The sequence below is a fragment of the Myxococcus sp. AM009 genome, from assembly GCF_013372605.1.
GTDB classification, from domain to species: Bacteria; Myxococcota; Myxococcia; order Myxococcales; family Myxococcaceae; genus Myxococcus; species Myxococcus vastator.
In genome coordinates, this window is the sequence record NZ_JABXEP010000057.1 from 17057 (window position 1) to 37174 (window position 20118).

The following is a 20118-nucleotide window of genomic DNA, read 5'->3' on the forward strand; positions in this document are numbered from 1 at the left end:
TCCTCTCTCAGACGCCGTTGAAGAAGTCGACGACGCCCGTCTCCAGCGAGTACTCGGCGCCGACGATGCGCATGCCTTCCTCCCGGCACAGCCGCTCCAGCAGGCGGCTGCCATGGCGGAGATGGTCGCAGGAGTTGCGGATGTTGGCGCGGACGGACTCCTTCAGCAGGAACTCCGGGTCCGCCTTCGGCCCGGCGGCGCTCACCACCGTCGTCACCGGCTCGCGGCAGCGCTCCACGATGTCGCGGATGTTGTCGGACGCCGCGCCCGTGCCGTTGCGCACGGAGTCCAGCGTGGCCTTGATGGCGCCGCAGTGCGAGTGCCCCATCACCACCGCCAGCCGCGTGCCGAACTCCGCCGCCGCGAACTCCACGCTGCCCACCAGCGACGGCGCGACGACGTTGCCCGCCACGCGGATGACGAACAGGTCACCAAGCCCCTGGTCGAAGATGTACTCCGACGGCGCGCGCGAATCGGAGCACGAGAGGATGATGGCGAAGGGACTCTGCCCCGCCACCAGCGCCTGCCGGGCGGAGCGGCCGAGCGGGTTCTCCACGCTGCGTACGTTCATGACGAACCGCTGGTTGCCCTCCCGAAGCTGCGCGAGGGCGTCCTGGGCGGACAGGGGTGGCGTCGGAGCGGTGGGCATGGCGCGGGTCCTCGCGGGCGGGTGAAGGAAAAGGTGGCAACCCAGCGGAGCGCTATACACCAGCCAGGCGGCCAGGGGGCGGGCCGTCCCACCGCTTCAACACGGGAGTTCGGCTGTCAGACACCGAGCGCGTCGCGGATGTGCTTCACGATGTCCGCTGGCGGCGGCGTCACGTCCACGCTGAGCGCGCGCGAGGGCAGCTCCATGGTCGCCATCTGACTCTCCAGCAGGGACGCGGGCATGAAGTGCCCCTGGCGCTGCGACATCCGGCGGGCGAGCACCTCATGCGGCGCGTGCAGGAACACCCACCTCACGTGCGCGGGGTCCAGCTCCTCCAGCAGCGTGCGGTAGGCCTGCTTGAGGCCGGAGAACGCCATCACCACGTCCTCGCCCCGCGCCAGCGCCCGCGCCACTTCATCGCGCAGCTTGCGCAGCCAGGGGGCGCGGTCCTCGTCCGTCAGCGGCGCGCCCGCGGCCATCTTCATCACGTTGGAGCGCGGGTGCAGGTCATCCGCGTCGACGAAGCGCCAGCCCAGCTCGGCCGCCAGGGTGCGGCCCACCGTCGTCTTCCCCGCTCCGGACACCCCCATGATGATGACGACCATTGACGCGACTCCTCCTGGCTCCGGGGCCCTCTGACACATCGTGGGGTTCCCAGCGGCCTCGCGCCACCCCTTCCGAGGCGGAATGCCCACCGCATCACGTCCCGGAACGTCGGACCCAGGGGGTATGCTTCATCCCATCGCCGCCCGGGATGCGGCGCGGAGGGTCGGTCATGGCGGACATCGCGGACGGGGAGCAGGTCTCGGTTCAGGGCTCGGGCTCCAAGCCCTACATCCTCAAGAACACCGGCGGTGTGTATTCGTGCTCGTGTCCCGCCTGGCGCAACCAGTCGGTGGCCATCGAGCGGCGCACCTGCAAGCACCTGCGGCGCGTGCGCGGAGACGACGCGGAGAACGCGCGCCTCGGCGGTGACGCGTCCGGCGCTCCCGCGGTCCCCGCTCGCCCGGCGAGGAGCACGTCATCCGGCGACGACACCCAGGCCCCGCCCCTGCTGCTGGCCCAGTCGTGGGAGAACGACGTGGACCTCACCGGCTGGTGGATGAGCGAGAAGCTGGACGGCGTGCGCGCGTACTGGGACGGGAAGCAGTTCTGGTCGCGGCTGGGCAACGCGTTCCTCGCGCCGGAGTGGTTCACCGCGGGGCTGCCGGACTTCCCGCTCGACGGTGAGCTGTTCGGCGGGCGCAAGCGCTTCCAGCGCACGGTGAGCGTCGTCCGCCGGCAGGACCGCAGCGACGACTGGAAGGAGCTGGCCTTCGTCGCCTTCGACGCGCCCGGCGTGGAGGGCACCTTCGAGGCGCGGCTGGAGCGCTGCCGGCAGTGGATGGAGGAGGCGAAGCCCCCGTATGCGCAGTGGCACGCCCATGCGCGCTGTGACGGCACGCCGCACCTGCGCGCGGAGCTGGCGCGCGTGGAGGCGCTGGGTGGAGAGGGCCTCATGCTGCGCCAGCCCGGCTCGCGCTACGAGGCGGGCCGCTCCCACACGCTGCTCAAGGTCAAGAGCTTCAAGGACGACGAAGCGCGCGTGGTGGGACACGTCGCGGGCGCGGGTCGCCACAAGGGCCGCCTGGGCGCGCTGGAGGTGGAGCTGCGAAACGGCACGCGCTTCAGCGTGGGCACGGGCCTGTCGGACGCGGAGCGCGCATCGCCGCCCCCCGTGGGTGCCATCATCACCTTCCGCTACCAGGAGCTGTCCAACGACGGCGTGCCACGCTTCCCGTCGTACGTGGGTGTGCGCGTCGACGCCGCCCCCTTCGCCGCGCGCTGAGGCCAGCCGTCCCACGGCAGGAGTCACCGGTCCGCTGGTCGACGGAGCGGCGCCGCATTGCCACCTGACAGACGGTGCGTGCCCGGGGTGATGCGCGCCCGGGCGCCACCCTGGTGTCTGCTTCAGGGAACCATGCACTGCGAGCTCTGTCTGACCGAGCATCCCTACGAGGTGGCGTGTGGCGGCGAGCCCTGGACGCAGGTGTACCTGTCCACGGGCGACGAGGAGGCCCCTCCCGTGGACCTCACGGGCCAGACGTTGGGGAGTTACCGGCTGGTCCGCCGGCTGGGCGCTGGAGGGATGGGCACCGTCTACCTGGGCGAGCAGACGCGCATTGGCGCGCGGGTGGCGGTGAAGGTGCTGCACCCCCACCTGGGCCGGGACGAAAGCCTGCGCGCGCGCTTCTACGCGGAGGCACGCACGGTCAACGTGGTGGGCCATCCGAACATCGTCCACATCTTCGACATCAATGAGGCGCCCGGCGGCCTCCACTACTTCGTCATGGAGTACCTGGAGGGCGTGCCCATGTCGCACCTGCCCCGGCCCATGGTACCCGCGGCGTTGGTGTCGCTGCTGGCGCAGGCGTGTGACGCGCTGGACGCGGCGCACCGGTGCGGCGTGGTGCACCGGGACTTGAAGCCAGACAACCTCTTCGTGGTGCGGCACGCGGGGGAGCCGCCGTCGCTGCGCGTGCTGGACTTCGGCGTGGCCAAGGCGCGCCGTCCCCACCCGGGCGAGGATGAGACGGCGGCGGGCATCGTCCTGGGCACGCCAGCGTACATGGCGCCCGAGCAGTCCGCGGGGCAGCCGGTGGACGGACGCGCGGACATCTACGCGCTGGCGGTGACGGCCTACTACCTGTCCACGGGGCAGCTCCCCTTCGAGCGGGGGCAGATGGTGGAGCTGGCGCTGGGCACGGGCCCGGTGGGCGCGCCGCCGCCGCACCTGCTGGTGCCCGGGGTGCCGCCCGCGCTGTCGGAGGTGCTGCTGCGCGCGCTGTCGCGCCGCTGCGAGGACCGCTACGCCACCGCGCTGGAGTTCAAGGAGGCCCTGCTGCTGGCCGCCGCCCAGCCGCTGGCGGACGCCCTGTCACCCCAGACGCCGCCGCCGCGCAGCCACACGCCGGTGCCGTCCCTGGCGTGGCTGGACTCCGAAGGCCCCGCGACGGAGCCCAACATGCTCACCCCGCCCCTGACGTGGGTGGCGCGCGTGCGGCGCCGCTCCGGCGCGGGCGACGTGGAGGTGCTGTGCACCGAGCTGAGCCGGGGCGGGCTCTTCCTGTGCTGCGCGGACCCCTTCCCGCGCCTGTTCAACCGGCTGGAGTTCACCCTGCTGCTGGCCGGCGAGCTGGTGGAGTGCGCGGGCGAGGTGGTGCGGCACGTGGACGCCGCCCAGGCCCAGACGTGGGGCATGTTGTCCACGGGCGTGGGCGTGCAGTTCATCAACCCGTCCGCCCGGCTGTGCGAGCTCATCCGCCGCGTGCAACCCCACCGGCTGACCACGCCCGCGTCCACGTTGATGCGGGCGGAGGTGGTGCTCTGACGCGGGCCAGGCGTCACTTCACCGTGAAGGTCCGCGACGCGCCGGAGTAGGGCCGCACGTTGCCGTCCCAGCCCGACTTCCAGTGGCCTTCGTGGACCAGCCGGTAGGTGCCCGGCGCCGCGTCCTCCGGGATGTCCCACGTCACGGTGACGTGGGAGCACGCCAGCGTGGGCACGCAGTTCTCGCGCTTCCATTGGTAGCGCGTGGCCGGGTCCGCGTCGGTGGCCACGTCCGTCCAGGCGCCGTCCGGCTCGCGCCGCTGCACGCGCAGGAAGGTGTCCTCCAGGCGCAGGTCATTCTTGGGGTGCCCCCCCCAGAAGGTGGCGCGCGCCGTGTCGCCGAGCGAGTACGCGGGCTGTGCGTCGGTGACGACCTCGCCGAAGTCCACCCACAGGAGCTTGTCGTCGAACACCACGCCGGGCTGCAGGCTGAGCTGCTCCTCGCGCAAGTCCCTGGGCGTGGGCCCGGGCGGCACACCGGCCCCGTCCCGCAGCGAGGTGGCCAGCAGGTGGAAGTGCTGCTGGAGGGCCGCCAGCGTCCACGGGCCGAAGTGCGTGGAGGCGCCTTCATAGTCCTGGCGCGCGTACTCCTCGCGGGTGGCCACGTAGCCCGAGTAGGCATTGGACAGGCCCGCGATGACGACGTCCGTCACCCCCGTGGGCGCCAGCGCCCTCTCCACGGTGTCGCGCAGGCGGCGTCCCGCCATGGTCGTCAATTCGAAGGGCACCGCCACCAACGCCAGGTTGCCAATGGTGACCAACTGCAGGGGCAGCACCTCCGGTGTCCATGGATAAGGCCGCATGCCGCCCGTCTCCAGGACGATGGGCTTCTCCGCCTGACACGGCGTGGTGGTGAGCGAGCAGCTGAATTGCCCCCAGGCATTCTGACCGGCGGCGCAGGTGACGCCCTCCACGCCGACGCCCGGCCCGTCCTCCGCTCCCGCCAGCATGGACACGCCGATGGCGGCCGGGCAGGTGGCTCGGGGCGCGCCGTCCGCGAAGGAGGGCGCCACGTCCACCGCGTCCATCTTCACGTAGACGTGTCGGTAGTCCACGCCGCCCGTGAGCGGCGTCTTCGCCTCCGCCCACAGCTTCGCGGCGAAGTCGTACTGCTTGCGACCGGAGAGGTCCGTGTCCTCGAAGTCATCGGCGCCGCCGCCGTGGGTGCCGCCCAGGATGTTGGGCGTCACGTCGCCCTCGTTGGCGTTGGCGAAGGCGGCGACGAAGGCGCCACTGTCTCCGTCCCCCTGCGCCTGCTCGGCGAGGTACGAGGCCAGGCCCTTGTTGTCGCCACTGATGAGGGTGTTGCCATTACCCATGGACGTGGCGTGCACGGCGAACCAGTTGATGAGCCCCACGTCTGCGCCATCCGCGCGGGTGAGGCGCAGCAGCGTCATCCGCGTGTCCACGTCGTGCGCGTAGCGGGCGCGCTCATCGGCCGGGTTGAGCAGGTAGGCGTTGGGAGAGCGGTTGCGGCTGGCCCCGAGCAGCTCCCCGGAGGCCACGCGCAGCGAGCCCCCGGCGAGCCGCTCATGCGCCTGGACGATGGAGGCGACGATGCCGGCGACGATGGCCTCGAAGTTCCGTGGCGAGAAGCCCAGCGTGGTGAGGTTGTAGAAGGTGTAGTGCGAATAGCCCCCCGGCCCGGAGTGGGTGTGGGTGGCGCTCAGCAGCACGTTGTCATCGGTGTACAGGTCGCCGTAGCGCGCGCGCAGCCGCTCCACGACCTGCTGCTTCACCGCCTGGAACACCATGCCCAGGTCCGCGCTGACGAAGGCCACCCGCTTGCCGTTGCAGGGCGAGGCGATGACGAACGCGCGCGAGCGCAGCCGCTGGTGGATGCCGGTGGTCTGCTGCTCCACCATGCCGTAGCCCATCATCCCCACCTCGGCGGCGGGGCCGGTGATGTCGGCGCTGCCCGCGCCCAGCAGGAAGTCCCGCGCGTCCTCGCACGCGCCCGTCAGGCCGGACGCGGAGGACTCGGGGTGCGGAGAGGTCCGCCAGGGCTGGTGAGCCGCCTGGGCGCCCGTCGCGAGCACGAGCAAGAGCGCCAGCAGGTGCCGGACGAAGTAGGTGCGCATGGCCTGCCTCCAAGGCGCCAGGGGACATACCCCCGGAGTGGAAGTGGATAACGCTTCAGGGCGGACGCGCAGTACCGGAAGAAAGAGCCGTCGAGCGGGCTACAGTCCGCGCGAGGGCCGGAGGTGACGCCGGCCCCCCCAGCGCTCACGCGCCCGGCCGGTTCGCCGGGGTCTTGGACGGCGCGGCGCTGAGCGCCACGCGGAAGGTGGTGCCCGCGCCCACCGACGACTCCACGGAGATGTGGCCGCCCAGCGCAGTCACAATCGTGTCGCAGATGGACAGGCCCAGGCCGGTGCCCAGGCCGGAGGACTTGGTCGTGAAGAAGGGGTCGAAGATGCGGCGCAGATGCTCCGGGGGAATGCCCTGGCCCGTGTCGCTCACCACCACCAGCACCCGGCCGCCCACCTCCGCGCGGGTGGTGAGGCGGATTTCGTTCGTCTCCGAGTTGCCCTCTTCGATGGCGTGCGCGGCGTTGATGAGGAGGTTGAGGAACACCTGGAACAGCTTGCCCTCGTTGCCACGCACGAGCGGCACCTCGCCGTAGTCCTTCACCAGCCGGGCGCGGGCGCGCACCACGCTGGCGGCCATCTGCGACACGGATTCGAGCACCGCGTGGACATCCACCGACTCTTCCTTGCCGTCCTCCACGCGGGAGAAGACGCGCAGCTGGCGGACAATCTGGCGCATGCGCTCGGCGCCCTCCCGGGCGTCGTCGAGCACCTGCCGCAGCTCCACCAAATCCTCCGGAGAGAGCATCCGGGGGCGCACGCCGCCCACGGCGCTGTGCAGGTAGTCCAGGTTGGACAGCACGTAGGCCAGGGGGTTGTTCAGCTCGTGGGCGATGCCGGCGGCGAGCAGGCCCATGGAGGCCATGCGGTCGGTCAGCATCAGCTGCGCCTGGGTGCGCTTGCGCTCGGTGAAGTCGCGCGCCACGGTGATGCGCGCGGGCGAGCCGTCCAGCACCACGGCCAGCGTCACCAGGTCCGCCACCACCACCTCGCCGTCGCTGCGCACCAGCGGCATCTCCACCACGCGCGCAGCGCTCTTGCCCTCCAGCGCCTGACTCAGGTGGAGCTGCGCGGCGCCCCGGTCCTCGGGACGGACCAGGTCCAGCATGTGGCGGCCCACCAGCTCCGTGGCGTCGCGGAAGCCCAGGTATTGCACCAGCGCCGGGTTGACGGAGAGCAGCACGCCGTCGCCCACGTGCACCAGCACCGGGTCCGGGAAGGCCTCGATGAGCAGGTGGACGCCGGCCTCGGTGCGCCGCAGCGTCGTCTCCGTGCGCATGCGCAGCGCGTTGGCCGTGCGCTGCTCCAGCGCCAGGGACAGCGCGCCCGACGCGCCCGACAGCAGGTTCACCTCCATGGGGCCCCAGGACTGGGGCTCGCGGCAGTTGTCGAAGCCGATGACGCCGAAGAGCTGCCCGTGGACGTGCAGGGGCAAGAGCAGCACGGAGCGGACGCCCTGCGCCTCCAGCATGGGCGCCAGCAGCTCCGTGAAGTCGCGCGGCTGGCCCTGCACCGGCTCGCCGCGCCGCAGTTGTTCGGACTGGTCGGGCCGCAGGGCCTCGTTGAAGGGCAGGCCGTGCATGTTGGGGTCCTCCAGGTTGGGAGGAATCCCCGGCGCGCACCACTCCGCGCGCTGCGACGCCAGCAGCGCGCCGTCCTCGGCGGAGTGCAGCTCGAAGATGTAGACGCGGCTGGCGGCGGAGACGTGGCCCAGCGGCTCGACGACGGCGCCGTACAGGTCGTCCGGCAGCTCGTGCCCCATCATCCGCCGCTGCACCTGCACCATGGCGTCCAGGTAGCGCTCGCGGGTGGTGACGGCCTCCTCGGCGGTGCGCCGCGACGTCACGTCCAGGAGCGTCCCAATCACCTCGCCCGGCACGGTGGCCAGGGCCCGGGCGGACAGCTCCACCCAGCGGACACCCTGGCCGCCGCCGGCATCCACGCGCAGCTCCTGACGCGAAACGGGGGTGCCGGGCACGTACGCCAGCAACGCCTGGGCGCGCTCGCGGTCCTCCAGGTGGATGGCGTCCAGCAGCGCACGGCCCCGCCACGCGGCCACCGGCGCCCCGGTGAGGCGCTCCCAGGCGCCGCCCAGCACCGTGAGCCGCCCCTGGGCGTCGAGCTGGAACACCACCTCGTGCAGCAGCTCGGACAGGTGCTGGAAGCGCTCGGACTCCACCTGGCTCCCGGCGTGCGCCGCCCGCGCCTTCATGGGAGGGAGCAGGTCACACGCCACGTCTGCGGGGACCGTCCCTGAAGCCTCCCCGGGAGCGTCGATGACGGCCGCGTCCCGTTGCTCGTCTGCCACGTGCTGGCCTCCCTTGCGCCTCATCGGGGAGGGGCCGGGGCCCTGACGGCACCAACGGCTGCCGGGAGCGAATCCAGACCCTGCGGTTCCCCTCCCGTGGCGACATCGACCCGAAGCATATCGGGTCTCAAGAACTGGAAGTCAATGAAGGCGGGAGAAGTTCACGCTCCGTCTTCGGGCTCCCATCCACCCGGAGCACCTGAGCGGGGCCGCTGCCGCCGGTCCCCCACGACGCGGGCCGGCACGCCCGCGACAATGGCCCACTCCGGCACGTCCCGGGTGACGACGGCGCCCATGGCCACCACGGCGTGGTCCCCCACGGTGACACCGTCGGTGATGCCGGCGTTGGCGCCCACCCACACGTCCGCGCCAATGACGAGCCCTCGCGAGGTGACGGGCTGCTCGCGCACGGGCCGGTCCGGGGCGAGGCCGTGGTCGAAGGCGTAGAGGGTGGCCCCGGTGGCGATGCGGGTGCCCTCGCCGATGCGGATGCCCGCGGCGCCGCCGTCCAGGCTCGCCCGGGCGTTGATGCTCACCCGGGGCCCGAGCGTCACGGGGCCATGCAGGAAGACCTCCGCGGCGATGCCGCACCCCGGGCCGATGGAGACGGTGCGTCCGGGCTCGGCGAAGATGCGCGCCTCCGGGGCGATGAAGCACCCCTCCGCGATGTCCACCGTCTCCAGCTCGCGCAGCAGCGCCTGCACCTCGCGCTGCCACGCCTCCGCCCAGCCGCGGTGGCGGGGCTTGAGGACGAAGTAGAGCCACGGCATCCAGGAGAGCCGGCGCTTGTGCTGCTCACGGCGAAGCGCGTCCAGGTCCACGCCCATTCCCTATCATGCTCCGGTCGCCCGCCGGGTGGGTTCCCAGGTGAAGCGGCAGCGCTCGCGCTCCAGGGCAATGGCCTCCACGTCTCCGGCCGCGGGCTCCAGGCGCGACACCATGTCGCTCGCCTCCCACGCGTAGGGCTGAGCGTTGAGCAGGACGTGGCCGTCCACCACCGCCTGGGAGACCTCCAGGACGGGCAACTGCCCCAGGTCGCGCAGCAGCGCCTCGAAGCGCCCCTGCCGCGCCGGGTCCAGGAAGCGGAAGCGCGCGCGCGCCAGCGCCGCCAGGTGGAACCACATGGGCCGGAAGGCCACGCCCGCCAGGACGAGGCGCCGGGCCATCACGAGCAGCATCTCCGTCGACTCGCGCGCCAGGCCCAGGCCCGGCACGTCCTGGCCGGGGAGCCGCGCGCGCCCCTCGCTGAAGCGCGCGCGAGGGTGACGCAGGCTGAGCCAGTTGACGAAGAGGAAGGGCTCCCCCGCCAGCACGCGGCGCTCCACGACGCAGTCCACCAGCAGGTGCTCCTGGCCCGCCGCGCAGCCGTGCACCTCCATCCGGTCTCCCTCTCCCACGGAGCCCACCTCCACGCGCAGCCGGCTGTAGCCGAGCCGCTCCACGTAGGAGAGGAGGCCGTAGCGGAAGAAGGCGTACTCGAGCGCCTGCGCCGTGTAGTAGCCGAGGATGCGCGGCTGGCGCTGGCCGCCGCTCAAGCCCAGGGAGCCCTCCAGGTCCTCCTGGGTGATGGGCTCGTCCAATGGCGTCACGCCCTCGCGCGTCAGGGAGCGGGCGATGCGCTGATAGCGCGCGCTCAGCGGGTCATAGCGCGCCTTGATGCGGCGGCCCCCCTGCCCCGCCAGGACGAGCACGGTGCCCGCGAACACCTTCCACGCGTCGCGGTGATAGCCCCCGCCCGGCAGCCAGACGCTGGGGATGCCCCGCAGCGCGCGCGCCAGGGCTCTATCTCTCCGGCGGGCGCCTCTCAGGGACAGGCCCACGCGGCCAAAGCGGTCTCCCGCGAGCACGTCGCTGCCCGCGATGACGAAGGCCACGTCCGGCCGGGGCATGCGCTCCAGGAGTCCGTCGAGCAGGGACAGGTAGGTCCTGTCGTCCGTGTCCTCGGGGACGCGCGTCTCGTCCACCTCGGGCGACAGCGCGCCCCAGTCGCTGCCGGACAGCGAGCCAATCCAGGCCCGCTGCTGGCCCGCCAGACACTCCGCCGTGCCATCCGGTGGGTGGGCATCCAAATCCAACACCACGGCCTGTCCGTCGAAGCCGTCCGCGTGGAGGGCGGCGAGCGCTATCGCGATGTCGTTCACCGCGCAGAAGCCGCCGCCGCGCGCCGGGCCGGCGTGGTGGAAGCCGCCCGCCATGTTCACCACCGGGCCCTTGCGCGCCACCGCGAGCCGCGCCGCGCCCAGCGTGCCGCCGCACACCCGCCGCAGGTTGGACAGCAGCGCGTCCACCGGCACGTCGGCGGGGTCGGTGGCGAAGATGCGCGCCAGCGTCTCCGGCTGGCCCAGCGACTCCAGGTAGGCGGCGTCATGCACGCGCGACAGCTCGGCGAGGCTCACCGGCCGCGGGTGGTGCACGTCCTGGGAGCGCAGCGCGCGGGCCTCCAGGAGGTACCAGGTGGTGAAGTCCACGCCGCGCGGCTCGATGCCCACGGAGGACTCGATGCCGGTGAGGGGCAGCCGGTAGGACTCGTCGTAGAAGGCGGGCACCGGCGCGCCGCCCCCGCTCCATCGCGACAGCCAGTCCCACAGGCTCATGGGCCCACGTCTCTCACGGCGCCAGGGCTGGGACCAGGGGCCAACGGGAGGCCCAGGCACCACGGCACAGCGGAGCTTCGCGCAGTGAACGGCGCCGTGGGCGCAGACGGGCATGACGCGGGCCGCCAGAGGCCTGGCGGGTGGGGCTGGGCCTTCGCGCAAGGCGCACCGCTCGCCGCGCTTCACTCCACCGGGCGCCGGGCCTCCGCGCGCAGCGCGGGGCTCCGTCGGCGGAGCATCCGCGCGCAGACCGCCATGAGCAGCGCCCACGCCAGCCCGGCCACCCAGCCGCCCAGCACGTCCGTGGGGTAGTGCACGCCCAGATAGACACGCGTCAGGCCCACGAGGAACGGCAGCAGCAGCGCCACGGTGAGGACATAGAGCTTGAGCCGCTTGCGCTCGGCGAGCTGGGCCAGCAGCGCGCCGAGCGTGAGATACACCGTGGCCGACAGCATGGCGTGGCCGCTGGGGAAGCTCTGGCTGACCACCTCCGTGAGGTGCGGCACCACGGAAGGCCGAGGCCGGGCGAAGAGCTGCTTCAGCAAGACATTGAGGCCCGCGCCGCCCAGCGTCGCGCCCAGCACGAGCAGCAGCGTCCAGTAGCGCCGCACCAGCAGGAGGAAGCCGCACACCGCCACGGTGGCGAGCGTCAGCACGGGGATGCCGCCCAGCGCCGTCACGTCCTCCGCCGCGCGCCGCAGCCACCAGGGCCCCCAGGGCCGCGCCGGGTCCTCGGGGTCGCGCAGCGCCAACAGCATGCGTTCATCGAGCTGCTGCGTCTCGCCCTCGGCCACCTCGTCCGACAGGGCGATGAAGCCCAGACAGCAGACCAGCAGCAGCAGGAGCAGCCCCAACAGCCGCGTGACCGCCACATCCCATCCCGACATCCACTGCCAGAGCCTCCGCCACATGGCGGTGACTGTATGCACTCTGGCGCCTGGCGGGACGTCTCCCGCGCGGAACGTCGGCTATCCGGGCAGACGGATGCGGTCGCTGCCCGCGCTGCCGAAGGCCGCGCCGAGGATGCAGAAGCAGTGCAGGACGATGCCTGGAATGATGAAGAACCAGTAGCCGGCCCCCACCATCAGGAACCACAGGACGGCGCGCAGGAACTGGCCCTTGTAGAGCTGCCCCAGCCCCGGAATGACGAGGGACAGCACCCCAGCGATGAGGAAGTTGAAGCGGCGCTCGCGGATGAGGTCGGCCATGGCAGTCTCCAGTCCTGACCCCCATATAAAGGAGGGGCCGGGGCAGTGAAAGCCCTGGAGTGAATGGCTGGACGCTCGGGCCACGAGCGGCACGGTCTCCCCGCGCCTGGCTGCTATCACAGGGCCCCAAGGAGGCACTCCCATGGCCATCTCCACCATCGACCCGGCGACCGGCAAGACGCTGCGCACCTTCACGCCCCTCTCCGCCGAGGAGCTGGAGGGCAAGCTGCGGACGGCCGCCGACACGTTCCGCGCCTACCGTGAGACGACCTTCGCCGACCGCGTCACCTGGCTGCGGCGCGCGGCCGACCTGCTGGAGGCCGAGGCCGACCGCTACGGCCGCATCATGACGCAGGAGATGGGCAAGCCCTTCGAGGCCGCCAAGGCCGAGGCGAAGAAGTGCGCCACGGCCTGCCGCTACTACGTGGACCAGGGCGAAGCGCTGCTGCGCGACAGGCTCGTCGACATGGGCACCGGCCGCGCCTTCGTGCGCTACCAGCCCCTGGGGCCCGTGCTGGCCATCATGCCGTGGAACTTCCCCTTCTGGCAGGTGGTCCGCTTCGCCGCGCCCGCGCTGATGGCGGGGAACGTGGGCCTGCTCAAGCACGCCCACAACGTGCCCCAGTGCGCGCTGGCCCTGGAGGAACTGTTCCTTCAGGCGGGGTTTCCGCGCGGCGCCTTCCAGGCGCTGCTCATCGAGACCGCCGACGTCAATCGCGTCATCGAGGACCGCCGCGTGCGCGCGGTGACGCTCACCGGCAGCGAGGGCGCGGGCCGGGCCGTGGGCGCCGCCGCGGGCAAGGCCATCAAGAAGGTGGTGCTGGAGCTGGGCGGCAGCGACCCATTCATCGTCATGCCCAGCGCGGACCTGGAGCAGGCGGTGGAGACGGCCGTGTCGGCGCGGCTCATCAACAACGGTCAGTCCTGCATCGCCGCCAAGCGCTTCATCGTCGCCGACGCCATCTACCCCGAGTTCGAGCGCCGCTTCGTGGAGCGGATGAAGCGCGTCACCGTGGGCGACCCCATGGACGCGAAGACGGACCTGGGCCCCCTGGCGACGCGCGGCATCCGCGACGGGCTGCACGCCCAGGTGGAGGCGAGCGTGAAGGCTGGCGCGAAGCTGCTCCTGGGCGGCGAGCCCCTGGAGGGTCCGGGGAACTTCTACCCGGCCACCGTCCTGGCCGAGCCGCCGCCCCAGGCCCCCGCCTTCCACGACGAGCTCTTCGGCCCGGTGGCCACGCTGCTGCGCGCGCGCGACGTGGACCACGCCCTGGAGCTGGCGAACGCGACGCCGTTCGGCCTGGGCGCGAGCGTGTGGACGCGAGACGAGGCCGAGCAGCGGCGCTTCATTGACGGCATCGAAGCGGGCATGGTGTTCGTCAACGCGCTGGTGGCGTCGGACGCCAGGCTCCCGTTTGGCGGCGTGAAGCACTCCGGCCACGGGCGCGAGCTGGCGGACGTGGGCATCCACGAGTTCGTCAACATCAAGGCCGTCCGCATCGCCGCGGCGGAGGACACGGCGCGGCAGCCTCCGCCCCGCGGCGCCATCAGCGAGTAGCGACGGGGGACTCACAGGTCCGGGGTGAGGGGTGTGCTCAGGCGCTCTCGCGCCTTGTGTGCGCGCCCTCGGAAGCGCGGGCAGACGCAGCAGTGCGCCATGAGAGCCACTCCCCCTGGGAAGTCCGAACTTCAAGACGGACACTCTTGACGAGTCCTAGGCGGGAAGCTCCACGCGAGGGCACGCTAATCTCCGCCACGGAGGAAGCGACGCTGCGGCCGGGCGCCTTCGCCTCCGTGGGCCTGAGGGTGGACACTGCGCGCGGATGCCCTGCTGTGGATGGTGGCGGTGCTGGCCACGGGATGCGCTTCTGTGCCGGAAGCGCCCGGGCCTGGTGGAGCGCTGCGCTACACGTCGCGCGAGGCAACGTCCCCCGCACCACCCGGACGCTCGCCGTCCGCTATTTCAGGGTCCGAGGTGCACCAACGGCGATTGCGTCGCCAGGGGCCACGTCACGACGTAACGGAAGCCGGGCCTGGCGCCGTGTCTGGAGCTGCCGGGGGAGGCGCGCGGAGCGGCGCAGCGGAGCGGCAGGCAGTCCTCGACGCCATCGACGAGGTGAAGCGCGCCTTGGCGGGCAGCGAGGCCGCGCGCGCTCGACTCGCGTCGCGTCCGCCCTCCTTCGGTGGCCGGGGACTCCATGGGGCGTTCACGCGCTACCTCGACCACGGCGACAGGCAACGGGTGTGGCTCCGAGGCGCGCTGGGGCGTGCCACCGCGCTGGTGGGCGTGGCGTCACAGGTGGGGGACTCCGACATGGAGCGGGGCCTCCTCCGCATGTCGGGGCCTCGCCTCCAGGCCGCGATGTTCGGAACGCTGTTGCTGTCCGCGTGGGTAGACTTCCTTCAACTCGCTGACGCCGTGCTTCGACAGTGCCCCGCCTATAGCGTTGAGAAGCTGTTCGCGGACCTGAATCGAGTTCAAGGCTTGATGGCTCCGACGCTGGCCGACCTCGCCTCGGGGGACTCGGAGCGCGTCGAAGAGGCGGCGACCGCGATGCCCGAGTTGATGGGGAAGCTGACCCACGAGTTCGACGCGATTCATCGAGGCGCCCGCGCGGCCATGGAGAACGGCGCCAAGCTCATGGTGGCGGCGCAGGTGGTGGAGATGTTCACCATGGTTTCCACGATGAAGCTGTCACTCCCCCGGTTGCCTCCGGCTGGACCCGCGACGCTCGGCGTGGGGCTGGTGATGAGTCCGGGTGGCGTCATGGTGGGCTCGCGAATCGTCGTCTCCGCGGAGTGGGTGGAGATGATGCGAAGGCTGGTGCAGGCGGGAGTCCTCTCCGTTCCGGCTGTGAGCGCGGCCATCCGCATTCACGGCGGACAGGTGATGATGGCCCAGGCGCACCAGGACTTGCCCAAGGGCGTGCGCGACGCGCTGGGGGACAGCCCCGAAGTGCGCGGCATGCGGGTGACGGGCAGAGCGGGCGCGAGCCTGTCCGACGCACCGAAGCACCACGTGTTACCCAAGGAGCACCGCGAGTGGTTCGAGCAGCGCGGCTTCAAGGGCGACATGGACATCGACCAGTTCTGCGTGCGGCTGGAGCAGGCCCACCACGAGGCGATTCACGGTGGGGGGAACTGGAAGCTGGGGCGCACGTGGCCTGGAGAGTGGAACCGGATGATCATGAAGGTGCTACGCGACGCAGAGGCCGAAACTGGCCGGAGGCTGAAACGGAACGAGGTCTTGAAGCTCGTCGCGAGCTATTTGAAGGAGTACGACATCCCGATGAAGTTCACCATGGGGAGGAGCCGATGACCGACGGACGTTCATGGCTGGGGAACTGGAAGGCCCGACTGTATGAGCGAGTCCGCAAGCACGGTTACGACTCGCTCACCGCCTTTGCCGAGGCACGCCCTACCGCCTCGCTGGTTGAACTAGCCGAGGAACTTGGCAAGGACGATGTTGCCGGCGTCCAGGTGTTTGGTGGGTTGGTGGCCGAGGCGGAGCGGAGCAAGCAACTGACTCGTCTGGTGCGCGGGCAACTCGTGCGCGAACTGCACGCATATCTCCCCAATGGATGGCCGCCCGTAGAGGACGACACAAACCGCTTCGATATCGCACAAGCGCTCGCCCGCTGGAGCAGCTACACCCCAGAGACGCATGAGGAGCGCGTGAAGCAGGTGAGAGCTGCGCTCCGCGCGAGACCTCCACCGCCCGGCTGGCGCCCGCTCGGGCCCGATGACGAGCTGCTCCGGACGCTCCTTCCCGATGAGGAAGCCTGACCTCAAGCGTGTCCGCCGACGTGATATTCCGCAGTTGCATGGAAATCTTCCAACTCGCGGATACGGTCGAATTGAACAACGCATGGCTCGTCGGCCTGAGCGTGACGTTGCTGCTGCTCGCGCTCTGGGCCGTTCTCGTGGTCTCCAGTGCGCTGCTGTACCAGGGCATCCGGCTGGTGGGGGTGAAGGCGCTGGAGCAGGCGGCCGACACCCTTCGCAAGCGCGCCCGGCTGAGCGCCGCCCTCCTGTCCTTCGTGGTGGTCATCGCTGGCATCGCCGTGCTGGGCGTTTCCCTGTGGGCGAAGAAGGACCTGGCCCCCCACTTCAATGCTTTGCTCGCGGGCGTGACGGTGGAAGGGCTGGCGGCCCTGGGGCGCGGAGCGGGGCTGTTGGTGCTGTTGATGATGGCCGTCCTGGTGCTGGAGCGAGCGGCGCGCCGGCTCCTGGTGCGGCTCGAACGCAGGTTGAACGCCTGGCAACTGCCTCCAGAGCACAAAGCACATGCGCAGAAGGCGATGGAGCAGGGGCCTGGCTTCATCAAGCTGCTGCTGGCCTACTTCGCGGTGGGCATGGCGGTCGCCTCGCTGCAACCCCCAGCCGCGTTCGCCTGGCTCATTGACACCGTCCTCTTCGTGCTGCTGGCCATCAGCGGCGGGCGCCTGACGGTGTCCCTGCTGCACCTGATGTCTGGGCGGCTGGTCGGGACCTGGTCGGAGAAGAGCACGGCCACGAAGTACGAGGAGTACTTCATGGCCCTCATCCGGCTGCTGCCGGTGGGGCAGAAGAGCCTGGAGGCCATCGTCTACATCTCCGTGGCGACCCTCATCATCCGCCGGTTCCAGGGCCTGGAGCTCTTCGCCCCATACGGGCCGGTGCTCATCCGCGTCATCGCCCTGTTCTTCGCCGCCAGCGTCGTCGTGGAGTTCGTCCGGCTGCTCATCGCCCGGGCCTTCAAGGTGGACGGCCTCGACCTGGATGATTCGGCCCGGCGCCGCAACACCTTCGTCGCGCTCATCCAGGGCGCCTCCAAGTACCTGGTCTACTTCCTGGTGGGGATGATGGTGCTCAGCGACCTTGGCGTGGACCCCACCCCCATCCTCGCGGGCGCGGGCATCGTCGGCCTCACCGTGGGCCTGGGCTCGCAGGCCATCGTCACGGACATGGTCAACGGCATCTTCCTGCTCTTCGAGGACCAGATATTGAACGGCGACTACATCCGCATCAACGATACGGAGGGCGTGGTGGAGGAGATAACGCCTCGCATCACCCGCATCCGCGACCGCTTCGGGCGCCTCCACATCCTCCGCAACGGCGAAGTCAAGAATGTCATCAACTACAGCCGCGGCTGGACGCTGGCCGTCGTGGACATGGCCGTGGCCTATGAATGCGACCTGAAGAAGGTGATGAATGTGATTGGCCAGGTCTGCGAGCAGGTGCCCATGCTGTCGCAGGGCAAGGTGACCGAGATGCCCAAGCTGCTGGGTATCGAGAGCATGGACGAGAGCTGGATGACCCTGCGCATTGAAGCCAAGGTGCGGCCGGGGACGCACTTCGACGTGAAGCGGCTGCTCAACCGGCTGCTGTTCGAGGCCTTCACCGCCAACGGCCTGGAAATCCCCTACCCCAAGTCGGTGGAATACGAAGGGGCCTCATTGCTGCCCGCCACCTCCGCGCCGCCGCAGGAGGAGCCGCAGGCGCTCGCCGCTTCGGACCGGCACCGGTAGCCGAGCCTGCGTCCCCATGGGCCCGGATGCCCCTGACGCCATCCGCCCCCTGACACGGAAGTCGCGGCTTCCTCCCAATGCGGCACGTCGCTCCCTCGGAGAGACCCCGGCACGAGGGTTGCTCTATTGCATCCGCAACCACTCCTCAGGGGGCTCCGTGCATTCCTCGCAGTCCGTCATCGCACCTGACTCAAGGCTCCGGCGCTGGTCCATCCGCGCGGCGTTGCTCCTCGCCTGCGTGGCGACCATGGCGACCTCCCAGGACAACACCGTGCGGGCCATCCAAGCCGGGGCCCCGTTCGCCCTCACCACCGAGCAATTGAAGACGACACGCCACGTCACGGTGCGCATCGCGCCCCAGCGCGACGAGTTCTCGACCAGCGTGTCCGTAACGACAGTCATGACGGCCCAATGGGTTCCCGACACCCCTGTCCCGGGGCAGCGGCCCACGCTCCAGGTGCAATGGCCTGTCGTGGAGCCCCACGGCAACACCCATCGCGAGCGCATCCTCCTGGCGGAGAACGACAGCGCCCCCGTTGAGGCAGCCGCATACTCCTATCACCACCTCGACTGCGACGCCCAGCAGGAGTGTGTCTGGGAGGGGGAGGTGGAGTTCAGCATCGACAGCGAAAACCCGGGCACCGTCGACATGCAAGCCTGGAGCGTGGAAATCTCAATCGACCCATACAGCGGCAAGACGCTCTCCGAGCGTGACCTCTCCGTCGTCATCTCGGAGCACTGACGCATGCCCCCCACCAGGCGCCCCTCGCCGGGCAGCGCGATGTTGCATCCCCTCACCCTGGCGGCGGTGGCCCTGCTCGTCCTCAACGACCATGTGCTCAAGGCGCAGTGGCCGTCCTGGTGGACAGGAAAGCTGTCGGACGTGGCGGGGCTCGCCATGTTCCCGCTGCTGCTCCAAGGGCTGTGGGAGCACCTCGGCGCGCGGGGCCGGGAGGACTTCGAGCCCTCCCGCGCGGTGCTCCACGGCTGCGTGCTGCTGACGGGGTTGTGCTTCTCCGCCATCCAGGTCTCCGAACTCGCGGGGGATGGCTGGCGCTGGGGACTGGGCCTGCTTCAATGGCTCCCGCGAGCAACGTGGGCCCTCCTCACGGACGCACCCCGACTTCCGCGCGTGCTCCCCGTCGCGCACGTCGCGGATGCAGAGGACCTCCTCGCGCTGCCCGCGCTGTGGGTGGCCTTGAAGGTGGGCGGGCAGCGGTGCGCACCTCGCGCCGCGCCCAACGCGGGCGCCCCGAGCAGCGCGCCCGCGTGACACACACTCCCGGCAGCTACCGCGTCCGCGTCCGGCCACCGCCGCCGGGCGCGCCGTGGACCTCCTCCAGCGCCTGCGTCACCGCCTCCACCTCCGCCCCGAGCTGCTCCACGCTCTGCCGCAGCCCCAGCCCGGCGAGGTCCTCGCCCGCGGTGTCCGCCGAGCGCACCCGCAGCACCTGCGCGTAGAGGCCCTCCAGGGTGTAGTAGAGGCGCATGTGCTCGGCCTCGAGCCGCGTCGCCGCGGTGGCCAGCTCCGCGCGCTGACGCCGCTGCGCCTCCAGCGCGGCCAGCGCCCCGGCCAGCCGCTCCCGCACCACCGCGTCCTCTTCCGAGGCCACTCGCGCCTCCAGCGCGTCCCGCTCGGCGTCCAGCCGCTGGGCCTCATCCGGTGGCGCCAGCGCCCGCAGCTCCCGCTCGCGGCGCACCAAGGCATGACAACCCTGCCGCAGGGCCTCCACCGTGCGCTCCGGCGCATGCACCAGCTCGCGCAGCACCGCGGGCCCCTCGCGCAGGGCCTCCATCAGCCGGTCGCAGAGTGCATCCACCTTCGCCACCCGGGCGTCCACCTCCAAGCCACCCCCGGGCGCCCGCTCCGGCGCTCCGGCGTCGCGCGCGCGGGCCTCGTCACGCCGGGGACGCTCCAGGTGCTTCAACGACGCCAGGAAGAAGCCCAGGGCCACGAAAATCAGCCACCACAGTCGGCGGGGCTGCGCCAGGGCAATCAACACACACGTCATCGACGCCGTGACATAGGCGGCGCCCCGCGCGGGGTTGCGCGAGCGGCTGGACAGCGCCTCCCGCTCGGCGCGGCGGGCGGCGCGCTTCGCCTCCCGCCGCCACTGCTTCTCCCACTTCCGGCGAACCTTCCGGGGCGGCATTTGCCCGGTGCGGCGCACCCAGGCCTCCACCGCCGCGTCCTCACGCGCGCGGCCCTCCGAGAGCGCGTCCTCCAACCTGAGCAGGCGTTCATGTTGGAGACCGGAGGGTGGGGAAACCGGAGGCTGGGAACGTCCGCGAGGCACGGGGTGACGATAACGACGACACGCCCCCTCAGGGAGGGGAAGCGCGCCATTCGTCGCCTGCTGCATATGCAGCGTGCAACAAACGGAAATGCT

Annotated in this window: 17 protein-coding genes; 8 read left to right on the forward strand and 9 right to left on the reverse strand. The window is 71.1% G+C overall.

Annotation, left to right across the window (positions count from 1 at the left end; genetic code table 11):
- Positions 1 to 7 precede the first annotated feature (7 nt).
- Positions 8 to 649: a carbonic anhydrase gene (locus tag HV824_RS16260; RefSeq protein WP_176418042.1), complete on the reverse strand. Its 642-nt coding sequence runs from the start codon at positions 647 to 649 to the stop codon at positions 8 to 10.
- 116 nt (positions 650 to 765) lie between these two features.
- Positions 766 to 1254: a gluconokinase gene (locus HV824_RS16265; RefSeq protein WP_163783467.1), complete on the reverse strand. Its 489-nt coding sequence runs from the start codon at positions 1252 to 1254 to the stop codon at positions 766 to 768.
- 170 nt (positions 1255 to 1424) lie between these two features.
- On the opposite strand from HV824_RS16265, the gene HV824_RS16270 reads away from it, so the two are divergent.
- Positions 1425 to 2477, forward strand: coding sequence for a DNA ligase (locus HV824_RS16270; protein ID WP_176423680.1), 1053 nt, complete (start codon positions 1425 to 1427; stop codon positions 2475 to 2477).
- Positions 2478 to 2609: 132 nt separating this feature from the next.
- Entirely contained in the window at positions 2610 to 4019 is a 1410-nt protein-coding gene (locus HV824_RS16275; RefSeq protein WP_176423681.1) for a serine/threonine-protein kinase, read from the forward strand.
- Positions 4020 to 4032: 13 nt separating this feature from the next.
- On the opposite strand, the gene HV824_RS16280 is transcribed toward HV824_RS16275, so the two are convergent.
- The 6 genes from HV824_RS16280 to HV824_RS16305 all read right to left on the reverse strand — a co-directional run bounded on the left by HV824_RS16280 (position 4033) and on the right by HV824_RS16305 (position 12218).
- On the reverse strand, positions 4033 to 6099 hold the full coding sequence (locus tag HV824_RS16280; protein ID WP_176418039.1) for a neutral/alkaline ceramidase: 2067 nt from the start codon (positions 6097 to 6099) through the stop codon (positions 4033 to 4035).
- Positions 6100 to 6244: 145 nt separating this feature from the next.
- The gene (locus tag HV824_RS16285; RefSeq protein WP_176423682.1) at positions 6245 to 8416 is read right to left on the reverse strand and encodes an ATP-binding protein; all 2172 of its coding nucleotides are present in this window, start codon (positions 8414 to 8416) and stop codon (positions 6245 to 6247) included.
- Between the two features lie 161 nt (positions 8417 to 8577).
- On the reverse strand, positions 8578 to 9237 hold the full coding sequence (locus tag HV824_RS16290) for a DapH/DapD/GlmU-related protein (RefSeq protein ID WP_163783462.1): 660 nt from the start codon (positions 9235 to 9237) through the stop codon (positions 8578 to 8580).
- 12 nt (positions 9238 to 9249) lie between these two features.
- A complete protein-coding gene (locus tag HV824_RS16295) occupies positions 9250 to 11010 on the reverse strand; it encodes a histone deacetylase (protein ID WP_176423683.1) in 1761 nt (586 codons plus the stop codon).
- A gap of 182 nt (positions 11011 to 11192) precedes the next feature.
- Positions 11193 to 11897, reverse strand: a complete 705-nt coding sequence (locus HV824_RS16300; protein ID WP_255208083.1) for a phosphatase PAP2 family protein — start codon at positions 11895 to 11897, stop codon at positions 11193 to 11195.
- 81 nt (positions 11898 to 11978) lie between these two features.
- Positions 11979 to 12218 carry a hypothetical protein gene (locus tag HV824_RS16305; protein WP_176418035.1) on the reverse strand — a complete coding sequence of 80 codons (240 nt, stop codon included), beginning with the start codon at positions 12216 to 12218 and terminating at the stop codon, positions 11979 to 11981.
- 142 nt (positions 12219 to 12360) lie between these two features.
- Here HV824_RS16305 and HV824_RS16310 point away from each other — a divergent pair, with 142 nt between their 5' ends.
- The 6 genes from HV824_RS16310 (at position 12361) to HV824_RS16335 (ending at position 19001) form a co-directional block, all read left to right on the forward strand.
- Positions 12361 to 13776, forward strand: a complete 1416-nt coding sequence (locus tag HV824_RS16310; protein ID WP_176423684.1) for an NAD-dependent succinate-semialdehyde dehydrogenase — start codon at positions 12361 to 12363, stop codon at positions 13774 to 13776.
- A gap of 279 nt (positions 13777 to 14055) precedes the next feature.
- A complete protein-coding gene (locus HV824_RS16315; RefSeq protein ID WP_255208084.1) occupies positions 14056 to 15537 on the forward strand; it encodes a DUF2380 domain-containing protein in 1482 nt (493 codons plus the stop codon).
- The gene (locus HV824_RS16320; protein WP_176423685.1) at positions 15534 to 16004 is read left to right on the forward strand and encodes an NUDIX hydrolase; all 471 of its coding nucleotides are present in this window, start codon (positions 15534 to 15536) and stop codon (positions 16002 to 16004) included. The genes HV824_RS16315 and HV824_RS16320 overlap by 4 nt, the downstream gene beginning before the upstream one ends.
- A gap of 38 nt (positions 16005 to 16042) precedes the next feature.
- Positions 16043 to 17728, forward strand: a complete 1686-nt coding sequence (locus HV824_RS16325) for a mechanosensitive ion channel family protein (RefSeq protein ID WP_176423686.1) — start codon at positions 16043 to 16045, stop codon at positions 17726 to 17728.
- Positions 17729 to 17885: 157 nt separating this feature from the next.
- The gene (locus HV824_RS16330; RefSeq protein ID WP_176423687.1) at positions 17886 to 18470 is read left to right on the forward strand and encodes a hypothetical protein; all 585 of its coding nucleotides are present in this window, start codon (positions 17886 to 17888) and stop codon (positions 18468 to 18470) included.
- A 3-nt stretch (positions 18471 to 18473) separates the two neighbouring features.
- A complete protein-coding gene (locus tag HV824_RS16335; protein ID WP_176423688.1) occupies positions 18474 to 19001 on the forward strand; it encodes a hypothetical protein in 528 nt (175 codons plus the stop codon).
- 16 nt (positions 19002 to 19017) lie between these two features.
- On the opposite strand, the gene HV824_RS16340 is transcribed toward HV824_RS16335, so the two are convergent.
- The gene (locus HV824_RS16340; RefSeq protein ID WP_176423694.1) at positions 19018 to 20097 is read right to left on the reverse strand and encodes a hypothetical protein; all 1080 of its coding nucleotides are present in this window, start codon (positions 20095 to 20097) and stop codon (positions 19018 to 19020) included.
- Positions 20098 to 20118: the final 21 nt, after the last annotated feature.